The following is a 13,649-nucleotide window of genomic DNA, read 5'->3' as shown; positions in this document are numbered from 1 at the left end:
TTTAGAGGAGTTTTGCGCGAGTTTACACTTGTTATGCTCAAGTTCGATGAGGTTTTGCGCGAGTAGGAACGATTATGCGCAACTTCGGGTTGCTTTTGATCATTTCAGGACTTTTGATTCATCTTAGGATTCCTATTCTCTACTTCATCCCACTAATTTTAGTCATTTTAGGCATAAAAAAACCCCGTTAGATCACGGGGTTTGCAATTAATTGATTGGTTCTATGACAAGATATCGGTTCGGATCTGTCCCTTCCGAATACGTTTCAATGTCTAACCTATTCGATAATGCGTTATGAATGACTTTTCTTTCATAGGAAGGCATTGGTTCAAGCTGTACTTTCCTTCCACTTCGGACAGCTTGGTCAGCCATCCGTTCTGCAAATTGTTCCAACGATTGTTCGCGGCGTTCACGGTAATCACCTACATCGAGACGGACGACTTTGAATTGCTCAGACGTTTTATTCGCAACGAGCTGCGCTAGTTGCTGCAAAGCATTCAACGTTTGGCCGCGCTTTCCGATCAAAAATGCCGCTTTCTCGCTCTCTAATTGAAAAGATAGATATTTTCCGTCCATTTCATGAGTAATGACGAGATCGTTAATCCCCATTGCTTTGGCAACTTCCATGACATACGTTTTCGTGTCGCTAATCGCCTGCTCGTCCGACATAGCTGGATCATTAGTCTCTACTTCGACGATTTGAACCGTTTCAGCGGCGGGCTCAGCAGTTTTTTCTTCTTTTACTGTAGGTCCAACCTTTTCTTCCTGAACAATTTCCTTCTTCTCTTCTTGTTCATTCGATTCTGGTTTTGCCATTTCCTTCACTAACACGATCACTTCGGCTTCCCTTGCTCCGAACCCGAGAAAACCTTTCTTTCCAGCATCCACTATTTGAATATCGACTTCGTCACGCGTAACATTGAGCTCTTGTAAGGCAGATGCAATCGCGGCCTCCACTGTTGCTCCTTTTCGCGTTATCTCCTTCATTTCCGTTTCCCTCCTACTTTTACAGGCTCCACTTCTTTTTTCTTGAATGGTTTGTAAATGAAGATGTTCTGGATAATTGAAATGATATTACCGATAACCCAATAAAGTGCAAGTGCTCCTGGCAGGAATGAACCGAAACCAATAATCATGAAAGGCATGATATACATCATCATTTTCATTTGTGGGTTATCCATTGCAGGTCCTGTGCGCAATACGACGAACTGCATCAATCCAGCGAGGATCGCAAGCGTAATGCTTGGTGTTGCTAATTCGAACCATAGAAATTTTCCAATTGCGATTTCTGGAGTAGCATTCATCCTGCTGATCGCATGATAAAGTCCGATGATGATTGGCATTTGAATCAATACCGGCAAACATCCAGCGGCAGGATTGATTTTTTGCTCGGTCATCAATCTTTGCATTTCTTCACGGTACTTTTGCTGTGTCACAGCATCTTTAGACTTGTATTTCTCTTTCAATTCTGCCAACATTGGCTGGATTTCTTGCATCCGCTTTGAACTTTGCGCTTGCTTGATCATGAGCGGTAACAGAATAAGTCTGATGATGATCGTTACTGCAATGATTCCTAAACCGTACGTGCCTAACAAGTCTTTGAATGTGATAATCAACGCCACGATCGGCCAGACGATATACTTACTCCAAAAACCTTCGGTTGTTTCATATATCGGTTGATTGAAGTCCCCACATCCGGCAAGGAATACCGTCAATACGGTTAGCATAAGTAATAATGTCGTTCTTTTTTTCAAATCGGTTCCCCCAAATCTGTTTCTATGAAATATCGATGATTTCAGTTTATCATGAACGATTAGTACGTTCTACTTCTTACGTAAGAATGCCATATGCTTATTTCGATTTGAAGGCTTTGGCAATTTTCAATACGTGCTGCAAGCTCTTTTTTGTTTCGTGAAAATCTAGTGTGGCCGCCTGGTGTCTGGCGATAATAACATAGTCCCGGTCACTTTTCAGCTCTTCTTTCATTTCTAGGAATGCTTGTCGAATGTATCGTTTGATACGATTTCGCGTCACGGCATTTCCTAATTTCTTTCCGACGGATAAACCGATTCTGAATTCCTGTTGGCCTTCTTTCCTATAGGAATAGACGACAAATTGCCTATTCGCGACAGACTTGCCTTTTTTAAATACTGTTTGGAAGTCTTCATTCTTTTTGACCCGCTGACGTTTTTTCAAACTCTACACCTCCGTGGATCATTGGTAATAATGGGAATCAAGAAAATCTCGCCATTGATTTCCGCTCCAGGCGGACGCTTTCCGTGGGCACGGCTTCAGCCGCTTCCCTCGCTACGCTCAGTCCAGGGTCTTCAGCTCGTGCTGTTCCCACTGGAGTCGCCGCCTTCCACTCCAATCAACTAAATTGTTCAACTAAAAAAGATTAATTCATCAATCTTGGTAAAAAAAAAGACCACTGATTTAGTGGTCTTATGCTGAAAGCACTTTTCTTCCTTTGCGACGACGAGCAGCGAGAATTTTACGACCGCTTTTTGAGCTCATTCTTGCACGGAAGCCGTGAACTTTACTACGTTTACGTTTATTTGGTTGGAATGTACGTTTCATTTAAAGACACCTCCTGCATTGTCCCTTTGCAATCTGACAGTCTTGAACAGTATAAAGGGCATGGCCTCATATGTCAACCGTTTTTTCTCCACGCCATTTAACACGACGAAGATCCATTCTACAAATTTCAACCGCATCATTCGACAAAATAGGTTATCCACATCTTCAAAATTCGACAAATGAATAATATGTTCATAGAAATTTTTTCCCGTTTTTTTATTCACAGCCCTTATCTACACCTTTTGCACATACAAAAGCCTGTGGATAAAGTATTTCTCCACAGCTGCCGCTATTGTTAATAACTCTTAGAAACCCTTGTCATTCTTAATCTTTCTTGTTACAATAAAAAGGATTTTGCTGTTAACAAATTTAAAAGCTTATTTTTTATCCACAATTGTTGATAGGTTGTGGATAATTTTTTCAACACATTCGGATATTTCTTATCCACAAGAGTTAATTCTGTGTATAATACATATTCCTGTGTTTTTTTATTTTCTATGTAAAGGAGGCCCACGAGTGGATCAGCTAGAAAAATTATGGAACAATGTTTTGTCGAAAATTGAAGGCAAGATTTCTAGACCTAGTTTCGAAACTTGGCTCAAATCGACAAAATTGATGTCCTATGGTGACGAGAACGTTACGATTGCTGTTCCCAATTCATTTGCGAAGGATTGGCTTGAAAATCATTACGTACATTTGATCACAGGCATCCTCTCGGAATTGACCGGTGAAGACCGGCTCATACATTTCGTCGTTCCAAAAGAAATGGAAGAAAACGATTTTCAAGTTCCTAAACCGGTAGTCAAACAGGCAGATCGATCTTCGGCTATTCAGTCAGCATCTGTCATGTTGAACCCGAAATATACATTCGATACTTTCGTCATCGGCTCAGGGAATCGGTTTGCTCACGCCGCTTCGCTTGCAGTCGCGGAAGCTCCTGCAAAATCCTATAATCCATTATTTATCTATGGCGGCGTAGGACTTGGAAAGACTCATCTCATGCACGCTATCGGTCATTACATTCTGGAACAGGATCCCTCTTCCAAAGTCGTTTATTTATCGTCGGAGAAATTTACGAATGAATTTATCAATTCGATTATGAATAACAAAGCCGGAGACTTCAGAAACCAGTACAGGAATGTAGATGTGCTGCTAATTGACGATATTCAATTCATCGCTGGAAAAGAACAGACGCAAGAAGAATTTTTCCATACTTTTAATACTTTGCATGAAGAATCAAAGCAAATCATCATTTCCAGCGACCGCCCGCCAAAGGAAATCCCGACACTTGAAGATCGTCTAAGATCCCGGTTCGAATGGGGATTGATCACGGACATCGCACCACCTGATTTGGAGACCCGAATTGCAATCTTGCGCAAAAAGGCGAAAGCTGATGGACTGCTTGATATATCTGATGAGGTCATGCTTTATATTGCAAACCAGATCGATACGAATATCCGTGAACTGGAAGGGGCATTGATTCGCGTTGTTGCCTATTCCTCGCTCGTTAACATGGATATTACGACCGACTTGGCTGCAGAAGCTTTGAAGGATATCATTCCTAATTCAAGACCGCGTACGGTGAGCATATTGGATATCCAAAAAACAGTTGGGGAACACTATAATGTACGACTTGAAGACTTCACAGCTAAAAAAAGAACGAGGGCGATTGCATTCCCTCGTCAAATCGCCATGTATCTTTCACGCGAACTGACTGATTCATCATTGCCGAAAATAGGGTCCGAATTTGGCGGCAGAGATCATTCAACAGTCATTCATGCGCATGAAAAAATCTCCAAGCAGCTGAAGGAAGATCAAAATCTGCAGCAGGACATTCAGGATATTAAAAGCATCCTAGGTCGGGGCTGATCATGCACATGTGTATAACCTTAAAAAAACGAAACAAGCTGTGCACATATTATGCACATGTGAATTGTTTTCAAACATAAAGGATTTCAGGGGTTATCCACATTTCCACAGCCCCTATTACTATTACTATCTTTATTACTTAACTAATAATTATATAAGCGAGGGTGCGTTATGAAATTTGAAATAATGAGAGATTGGTTGCTCGAAGGATTGAATGACGTCATGAAAGCAATCAGTCAAAAAGTCGCCAATCCTATTTTGACCGGTGTAAAAATTGACGTGAATGAAACAGGATTGACGATGACAGGAAGTGATTCCGATATTACAATCTGCACGTTCATCCCGGTTGAAGAAGATGGCGAACAGATTATCCGTGTCATTGAAACGGGATCAATCATCCTTCAAGCGAAAGTTTTCAGTGAAATTGTGCGGAAATTACCGACAAACGATGTAACAATTGAAGTTGAAAACATGCAAACCCATATACAATCTGGAAAATCCGAATTCCATCTAATCGGTTCGAATCCAGATGAATACCCGATTTTACCGGACGTGAAAGATGAATACCGCTTCTCCTTGCCATCTGACTTGATGAAATCAATCATTCGAGAAACTGTATTTGCGGTTTCTCAACAAGAGACACGACCAATATTGACGGGTGTGCATTGGTCTACAAACGAAGAAAAACTTGTTTGTGTAGCAACGGATAGCCACCGTCTTGCAAGAAGGGAAATCGTCCCTGAATTGATGCCGGAAAGTCCGTTCAGCGTCGTCATTCCTGGAAAAAGCCTTCAAGAGTTGAATAAAATCCTTCCGGATAATACAGACAATGTTGAAATCGTCATTGCCGATCAACAAGTCCTTTTCAAATCAAGAAATGTCCTGTTTTATTCACGGCTTTTGGAAGGCAATTACCCAGATACATCCAGACTCATTCCATCGGAATATAAAACGACTGTGGAAGTAAACGGCCGCAAATTATTACAGGCAATCGACCGTGCTTCGCTGCTCGCTCGTGAAGACAGAAATAATATCGTCCGATTCGCTGCGGAAGGCGGCCATGTCATTGAAGTTTCATCAAATTCCCCGGAAATTGGTAAAGTTGAGGAATTGATTGAAGCAATTGATGTAAATGGCGAGGATCTGATGATTTCCTTCAGCGCAAAATATATGATGGATGCTTTGAAAGCCATTGAAGGGCAAGATATCGCAATCCATTTCACAGGTGCTATGCGACCATTCATTTTAAAATCAAAGGAAAGCGACGCAATTTTACAATTGATTTTACCTGTTCGGACATTTTAAGAATAAGCCACTGACGATTCACAGCAGGCAAGGAATGCAAAACGTTTTCCTTCGCCTGTTTCTTTTATTTTGTATACCACCAGTTCATTTACATTTTTACTTACAGCTAAAAGTTCGGTAAAATAGAAGAACAGACTACTTTGTGAAGGATTGAAGCAGATGGAAGTCATGAAAATCGATACGGAATTCATTACATTAGGTCAGCTGCTAAAAATGTCGGATTGCATTAGCTCCGGCGGGATGGCCAAATGGTATTTGGAAGAACATACCGTTTACGTGAACGGCGAAGTGGAGCGAAGACGGGGCAAAAAGTTGTATGACGGTGATATCGTCACGATTCCAGGTGCAGGTAAATTCAAAATATCTACATCCGCAGACGGTCAATCAAATGTTCATTGAGCGGCTTGCTTTAACGGATTATCGAAATTACGCTTCTCTTGAACTATCCTTTTCCCCACATATCAACGTTCTGATCGGTGAAAATGCGCAAGGCAAGACGAACGTCATGGAAGCGATCTATGTATTATCGATGGCAAAATCACATCGCACTGCAAATGATCGTGAACTTATACGTTGGGAACAAGAGTATGGTAAAATAGAAGGGGATATCCAACGAAAATATGGACGTCTTCCGCTTGAATTGACCATTTCCAAAAAAGGAAAGAAAGCGCGGGTCAACCATTTGGAACAAAACCGGCTTAGCCTGTACATCGGTCAACTCAACGTTGTCATGTTTGCTCCAGAGGACTTGAATCTTGTAAAAGGAAGTCCACAAGTCCGAAGAAGATTTTTAGACATGGAAATCGGGCAAATCTCCCCCGTCTATCTTCATGACCTGCTGACTTTTCAAAAGGTCTTAAAGCAACGGAACGCAATCCTCAAAGATCATCGCGGCAAAATGGATTTTACGGACGTCATGTTCGATATTTATACAGAACAATATATTCAATTGGCTGTACAGATCATCCGAAAACGGTTTTATTTCGTCGAGCTGCTCCAAAAATGGGCAGAACCGATTCATAAGGGGATTTCCCGGGGCCTTGAGCAGCTAAAAGTGACGTATGGGACTTTAAAAGAATTGGATTCTGGGCAGACTGTTGAACAGATGGAAGAAATACTCAGCCAAAAATTTCACGAAGTGAGACGTCGTGAGTTGGAGCGTGGTATGACACTGATCGGTCCACACCGTGACGATCTCCATTTTTTTGTAAACGGGTATGACATTCAGACATACGGTTCGCAAGGGCAGCAGCGGACTACCGCGCTGTCCCTTAAACTTGCGGAAATAGATCTCGTCAAACAGGAAGTAGGAGAAACACCGGTTCTTCTTTTAGATGACGTGCTTTCCGAGCTCGATGATTACCGTCAGTCCCACCTGCTGAACACGATGCAGGGTCAAGTGCAAACATTCGTCACGACGACGAACATTGCGGGAATCGACCATGAAACGATACGCCAAGCTGAGATTTTTAATGTATCGGCGGGCAAGGTTAGCGAAAAAGAAAATTGAGTCTCTACTCCTGTTTGGAAGGAATAGAAGAAGTTTTGATTGATGTTCGGAAAGGAAAGGTGAGCATTTTGGCTATGGAAGAAAAAGAATTACAGGCAGCGTATGATGCGAATCAGATACAAGTTCTTGAGGGCTTGGAAGCTGTCCGTAAACGTCCGGGCATGTATATCGGTACAACAAGTTCACGAGGGCTTCACCATCTCGTATGGGAAATTGTCGATAACAGTATCGACGAGGCACTTGCTGGCTATTGTGATCATATTGAAGTGACGATTGAAAAAGATAACTGGATCTCTGTCGTGGACAATGGGCGAGGAATCCCCGTAGGCATCCAGGAATCAACCGGCAGACCTGCCGTCGAAGTCATTATGACGGTCCTTCACGCAGGAGGTAAATTCGGAGGCGGTGGATATAAGGTTTCTGGTGGTTTGCACGGTGTTGGTGCCTCTGTTGTTAACGCACTTTCCGAAGTGACCGAAGTGTATGTCCGACGGGATGGAAAGGTTCATTTTATTAAATTTGAACGGGGTATCCCGTCACAGGAATTGGAAGTCATCGGGGAAACAGATGAAACCGGTACGCGTACAAGATTCAAAGCAGACCCTGAAATATTCACAGAAACGACAGTCTACGAATATGAAATTTTGGCACATCGTCTACGTGAGCTTGCTTATTTGAACAGAGGTTTGCGCATTAGCATTACAGATGAACGAGAGGAAGAAGTGCGCCAAGATACATTCCATTACGAAGGTGGCATCAAATCCTACGTCCAACATTTGAATCAAAATAAAGAGCCGATTCATGAGGAACCGATTTTCATAGAAGGCGAGAAAGATGGCATCTCCATCGAAATCGCAATGCAATACAATAGCGGCTACGCAGAAAACCTGTTTTCATTCGCGAATAATATCAATACGTACGAAGGCGGTACCCATGAATCAGGGTTTAAGACTGCCTTGACGCGTGTCGTTAACGATTATGCTAGAAAGAACGGGATGCTGAAAGAGGCGGATCCGAACCTGTCGGGTGATGATGTACGGGAAGGATTGACAGCAATTATCTCAGTCAAACATCCGGATCCGCAATTTGAAGGTCAGACGAAAACAAAGTTGGGTAACTCCGAAGTGAGTACGATTACGAATGCCTTATTCTCAGAAGGTTTTCAACGTTTTCTCCTCGAAAACCCGACGACTGCACGCCTTGTCATCGATAAGAGCCTTATGGCAGCACGGGCAAGGATTGCGGCTAAAAATGCACGCGAGCTGACACGCCGGAAATCCGCACTCGAAGTGTCGAGCCTACCTGGAAAATTGGCGGACTGCTCTTCACGTAACCCTGCGATCAGTGAACTGTATATCGTTGAAGGGGACTCCGCGGGTGGATCTGCAAAAAGCGGACGGGACCGGCACTTCCAGGCGATCTTGCCGTTACGGGGGAAAATCCTGAACGTTGAGAAAGCCCGATTGGACCGTATTTTAGGCAATGCTGAAATCAGAACGATGATTACGGCACTCGGAACAGGTATCGGGGATGAGTTCGATCTATCGAAGGCCCGTTATCATAAAATTGTCATCATGACAGATGCTGACGTCGACGGAGCGCATATTCGGACGTTATTATTGACATTCTTCTTCCGTTTCATGCGCCCTTTAATCGAAGCGGGCTATGTCTATATCGCACAACCACCTCTTTACCGGGTCAAACAAGGGAAACACGAGGAATACTGCTATGATGAAGTAGCGTTACAAGAAATTCTGGATCGCCTCTCTCCTGTTCCGAAACCTGTCATTACACGGTATAAAGGACTTGGTGAGATGGACGCTACCCAATTATGGGATACGACAATGGATCCGGAACAGCGCACTCTCTTGCAAGTACATCTTGAAGACGCATTCGAAGCGGATTTAATTTTCGAGCAGCTGATGGGCGATGAAGTGGAACCTCGACGTAAGTTCATCGAGGAAAATGCGATGTATGTAAAGAATTTAGATACTTGATTCAACGGTTGAATAAATAAAGGAATTAGAACACGGGCCTGCAACAGACAGGGGCTTTGTTCAGTTGACAGGCTGTTCATGAAGCGCCTGAGTTGAAAGGAGTTTTACATTATGGCAGATATGCCTAAACGTGGTGTCCAAGAGATAAACATCAGTACGGAGATGAAAACATCCTTCCTTGACTATGCAATGAGTGTTATCGTCTCCCGGGCATTGCCTGACGTGAGGGACGGATTGAAACCCGTTCACCGTCGTATCCTTTACGCGATGCAAGATCTCGGAAACACCGCGGATAAACCACATAAGAAATCAGCCCGTATCGTCGGGGACGTCATCGGTAAGTATCACCCGCATGGTGACAGTGCCGTTTACGACACGATGGTCAGGATGGCACAGGACTTTAACTACCGTTATATGCTCGTCGATGGACACGGGAACTTCGGTTCTGTCGATGGGGATGCAGCTGCAGCCATGCGTTACACGGAATCTAGGATGTCCCGAATTGCGATGGAATTACTGCGTGATATCAATAAAAACACGATCGACTATCAAGACAACTATGACGGTCAGGAGAAAGAGCCGATCGTACTGCCAAGTCGTTTTCCGAATCTCCTCGTAAATGGAACTTCAGGCATCGCAGTCGGAATGGCTACGAATATTCCGCCTCACCATTTAGGTGAAACGATTGATGGTGTGCTAGCGATTGCAGACAACGCAGCAATTACGACTGAAGAGCTGATGGAAATCATCCCAGGTCCTGATTTCCCTACAGGCGGAATCATTCTTGGAAGGAGCGGCATCCGCAGGGCGTATGAAACAGGACGCGGTTCGATTGTCATCCGGGGGAAAGTTGAAATTGAACAAAGCTCAACCGGCAAAGAGACGATCATCGTGACAGAGCTCCCTTACCAAGTGAATAAAGCCCGTCTTATCGAGAAAATTGCGGAACTTGTCCGCGATAAACGAATTGAAGGCATTACACATTTGGCGGACGAATCCGACCGTACGGGAATGCGCATAGTCATCGAAGTTCGAAAGGACACAAATGCACATGTTGTATTGAATAATCTTTATAAACATACAGCCCTCCAATCAAGCTTCGGCATTAATATGCTTGCACTTGTAGATGGACAGCCGAAAATCCTGGCATTGAAAGAAATTCTTTACCACTATTTGGAACATCAGAAAGTCGTTATCCGGAGACGTACCCAATATGATTTAAACAAAGCGGAAGACCGTGCACATATTTTGGAAGGTTTACGGATTGCACTGGATCATATCGATGAAATCATCGCATTGATACGCGGATCAAAAACGACCGATGAAGCGAAAACCGGCTTGATGGAACGTTTTAATCTGAGTGAACGACAATCTCAAGCAATCCTCGATATGCGTCTTCAACGTTTAACCGGACTGGAACGCGACAAAATCGAAAATGAGTACCAAGAGCTTTTAGTCTTGATTTCCGAGTTGCGCGCGATTCTGGCAGATGAGGAGAAACTGCTCAACATCATCCGTGAGGAACTGCTTGAAGTGAAGCAGCGCTTTGCAGATGAACGCAGAACCGAAATTGCTAGTGGCGGAGCAGAAATGCTCGAAGATGAAGATCTCATACCGGTGGAAAACTCCGTCTTGACGTTGACGCATAACGGCTACATCAAACGCTTGCCGGCGAACACGTACCGGAGCCAGCGCCGTGGCGGCCGTGGGATTCAAGGGATGGGTACGAATGATGATGACTTCGTCGAACATTTATTAAACACGTCAACACATGACACGATCTTGTTCTTCACGAGCCGGGGCAGAGTGTTCCGTAAAAAAGGATATGAAGTACCTGAATTTAGCCGGACGGCAAAAGGGTTGCCTATTATCAACCTATTGGATTTCGATAAGGGTGAAAAGGTGACAGCCATGATTCCGGTTGAGAAGTTCGAAGCGGAGAAATATCTCTTCTTTGCCACACGTGACGGCATCGTTAAACGTACATCGGTTGCCGACTTTGCGAATATCCGCTCTAACGGATTGATCGCATTGACGTTACGCGGTGATGACGAATTGATCGGCGTGAAAATGACGACTGGCGACCAGAATATCGCAATAGGTACACGCAATGGCATGCTCATCAAGTTCGACGAACGCGATATTCGTACGATGGGTCGTGTCGCGAGCGGTGTACGTGGAATTCGGTTGCGTGAAGGAGACATCGCTGTAGGCATGGATACAGTATCAGAAGGCGATGAAATCCTCGTTGTCACTGAAAAGGGCTTCGGAAAACGTACACCGGAACATGAATACCGCATACAGTCCCGTGGCGGATATGGGTTGAAAACATTGAATGTAACCGACCGGAACGGCCAGCTAGTGGCTATGAAAACTGTTAACGGTACGGAAGACCTCATGTTGATTACAATCCACGGCATCCTCATCCGTATGGCTGTTGAAGACATTTCCTCCATCGGCCGCAGCACACAAGGTGTTCGTCTCATTCGTTTAGGAGAAGATGAGCTTGTTGCGACAGTTGCGAAAGTTGAAAAGGAACAAGAAGAGGAAGAACACGAAGAACACGAAGAGAACGACGGTGGTACTGACATGGAAATGGAAGACTCGATCGAAGTAGATTCTTCTGATGACGTAGAAGAATGATCGTCGTGTAAATAGTATATTGGCCTTGAAAAGTTATTGAGACGGTAAAATGCCGCTCAATAACTTTTTTTCTATCGTCTATTTTGAATATTTGCAGTATGGTATAATAGGTCTAAAGAGATGATCGGAAAGTGGTGACATCATAGAGATGGAAGTATACAAGACAATAAGTGATTTGCGTGCGGGAATTTTACTGAAAGAGGACATATACAGCAAGACGCAGTACCCGATCATGCGAAAAGATACAGAGCTTTCCAAAGAACATATAGAAGTATTGCATGCTTTCGGAATACAACGTGTAAAAGTAGAGGAACGGGTAACGCAAAAAGATATACCCGAATCGGAAAAGTCATCTTCCATGAATACCGAAGATATCTTAGATAATATTCCGGTAAGCATGTTTGAGCTTCGAAAAGAATATAACGAAGCCGTCCGGAGTTATAAGAAGGAATTCGGCCATTGGCGGGCAGGCCAGCGCCCGGATGTCCCAAAAGTACGTTCATTCACCATTCCATTATTGGAGAAATTCATGAAGCAGAAAAAAATGCTTCTCTTGTTGAATGATTTTTCCAAACCAGAGCAATACATTTATCATCATTCTGTAGCAGTCGGAATCCTTGCAGCTGCTATTTGTAAACAAATGGGTTACGACAAGGGTGATGCGCTTCAACTTGGATTAGCGGGAGTACTAGCAGATTGCGGTATGGCGAAGATTGCACCTTCCATATTGGAAAAGTCCGCGTTCTTAACGAAGGAAGAATACAACGAAGTGAAAAAGCATACGCTGTTTAGCGTAAAAATGATACAAGATACGCCTTTACTCAGGCAGGAAATGAAGCTGGCGATTCTACAACATCATGAGCGTCTGGATGGAAGCGGCTATCCACGTGGAGAAAAAATGGAGACCATTTCGGTTTTCTCTCAAATTTTAGCGGTGGCGGATGTCTTCCATGCGATGACGTCCGAGAGAGTATACCGGTTGAAACATTCTCCCTATAAAGTAATTGAAATGATTAAAGAAGAAGAGTTCGGCAAGTTCGATATTAAAGTAGTAGATGCACTTCATAAACTCGTCGGTGATCTCTCCATAGGGACAAGAGTAAAGTTAACAGACGGCGAAATAGGTGAAATTATGTTCATCCACCGAGACAATCCGCTTCGACCGATGATTAAAAAAGAGTCGGATGGGACAATCATCGACTTGACGACTCACCGTAACGTAGCGATTTCAAAGATTGTTGAATGAATGGAACGGAGCCGCTTAGCTAAACAGCCAGAGCGGCTTTTATTTCCAGTTAATAAATGATAAAAAGCTATTGCAATGAAAATAATAAGCTGTTATAGTAAATAACGTTGCACTTCCGATAAGTAAATAACTACTTCTCTAAAACAGCTTAAAAACTTTTTTAGAAAAGTTATTGACATTAGGATTGCAATTATGGTATTATATAAGAGTTGCTTCTGACGAAGCGGCGCGAAATGAACCTTGAAAACTGAACAGCAAAACGTCAACAAATAAAGTCTTGAAGCCGACCCCGTCGGCGGACAGACAAATCGAATCTTCGGATTCAAAATTGACATCTTAAATGATGCCAGCAAGAAACTCGAGCTACTCGAATTTCTCTATTATGGAGAGTTTGATCCTGGCTCAGGACGAACGCTGGCGGCGTGCCTAATACATGCAAGTCGAGCGGATTGAAGGGAGCTTGCTCCCTGATATTAGCGGCGGACGGGTGAGTAACACG

The 13,649-nt window shown here is 43.5% G+C and carries 12 protein-coding genes and 1 rRNA gene; 8 read left to right on the top strand and 5 right to left on the bottom strand.

What is annotated here, in order from left to right:
• Nucleotides 1–207: 207 nt before the first annotated feature.
• From jag to MHZ92_RS16975, 5 genes are all read right to left on the bottom strand, one after another.
• Entirely contained in the window at nt 208–987 is a 780-nt protein-coding gene (jag, locus tag MHZ92_RS16995; RefSeq protein ID WP_239432903.1) for an RNA-binding cell elongation regulator Jag/EloR, read from the bottom strand.
• Entirely contained in the window at nt 984–1,754 is a 771-nt protein-coding gene (gene yidC, locus MHZ92_RS16990) for a membrane protein insertase YidC (protein ID WP_239432902.1), read from the bottom strand. The genes jag and yidC overlap by 4 nt, the downstream gene beginning before the upstream one ends.
• A 97-nt stretch (nt 1,755–1,851) precedes the next feature.
• Nucleotides 1,852–2,196 carry a ribonuclease P protein component gene (gene rnpA, locus MHZ92_RS16985; RefSeq protein WP_239432901.1) on the bottom strand — a complete coding sequence of 115 codons (345 nt, stop codon included), beginning with the start codon at nt 2,194–2,196 and terminating at the stop codon, nt 1,852–1,854.
• A 249-nt stretch (nt 2,197–2,445) separates the two neighbouring features.
• Nucleotides 2,446–2,580 (bottom strand): 50S ribosomal protein L34, encoded by a 135-nt coding sequence (gene rpmH / locus MHZ92_RS16980; RefSeq protein WP_239432900.1) that lies wholly within the window; start codon nt 2,578–2,580, stop codon nt 2,446–2,448.
• Nucleotides 2,577–2,804, bottom strand: coding sequence for a hypothetical protein (locus MHZ92_RS16975; RefSeq protein WP_239432899.1), 228 nt, complete (start codon nt 2,802–2,804; stop codon nt 2,577–2,579). Before MHZ92_RS16975 ends, rpmH begins: the two co-directional genes overlap by 4 nt.
• 292 nt (nt 2,805–3,096) lie before the next feature.
• Between MHZ92_RS16975 and dnaA the strand changes: the two genes are divergently transcribed.
• The 8 genes from dnaA to MHZ92_RS16935 form a co-directional block, all read left to right on the top strand.
• Nucleotides 3,097–4,449 (top strand): chromosomal replication initiator protein DnaA, encoded by a 1,353-nt coding sequence (dnaA, locus tag MHZ92_RS16970; RefSeq protein WP_239432898.1) that lies wholly within the window; start codon nt 3,097–3,099, stop codon nt 4,447–4,449.
• Nucleotides 4,450–4,620: 171 nt separating this feature from the next.
• A complete protein-coding gene (gene dnaN / locus MHZ92_RS16965; protein WP_239432897.1) occupies nt 4,621–5,754 on the top strand; it encodes a DNA polymerase III subunit beta in 1,134 nt (377 codons plus the stop codon).
• A 159-nt stretch (nt 5,755–5,913) separates the two neighbouring features.
• Nucleotides 5,914–6,153 (top strand): S4 domain-containing protein YaaA, encoded by a 240-nt coding sequence (yaaA, locus tag MHZ92_RS16960; protein WP_239432896.1) that lies wholly within the window; start codon nt 5,914–5,916, stop codon nt 6,151–6,153.
• Nucleotides 6,143–7,264, top strand: a complete 1,122-nt coding sequence (recF, locus tag MHZ92_RS16955; protein ID WP_239432895.1) for a DNA replication/repair protein RecF — start codon at nt 6,143–6,145, stop codon at nt 7,262–7,264. Before yaaA ends, recF begins: the two co-directional genes overlap by 11 nt.
• A gap of 74 nt (nt 7,265–7,338) precedes the next feature.
• Nucleotides 7,339–9,261, top strand: coding sequence for a DNA topoisomerase (ATP-hydrolyzing) subunit B (gene gyrB / locus MHZ92_RS16950; protein ID WP_239433019.1), 1,923 nt, complete (start codon nt 7,339–7,341; stop codon nt 9,259–9,261).
• 111 nt (nt 9,262–9,372) lie between these two features.
• Nucleotides 9,373–11,904, top strand: a complete 2,532-nt coding sequence (gene gyrA, locus MHZ92_RS16945; RefSeq protein ID WP_239432894.1) for a DNA gyrase subunit A — start codon at nt 9,373–9,375, stop codon at nt 11,902–11,904.
• Nucleotides 11,905–12,052: 148 nt separating this feature from the next.
• Entirely contained in the window at nt 12,053–13,150 is a 1,098-nt protein-coding gene (locus tag MHZ92_RS16940; protein ID WP_239432893.1) for an HD-GYP domain-containing protein, read from the top strand.
• Between the two features lie 379 nt (nt 13,151–13,529).
• Nucleotides 13,530–13,649: ribosomal RNA gene (locus MHZ92_RS16935) — 16S ribosomal RNA — on the top strand; the annotation flags it as partial.

Source organism: Sporosarcina sp. ACRSL, assembly GCF_022346605.1.
GTDB lineage: Bacteria > Bacillota > Bacilli > Bacillales_A > Planococcaceae > Sporosarcina.
Note: the sequence above shows the minus strand (reverse complement) of the source record. Positions and strands in the feature narration are given on the sequence as shown.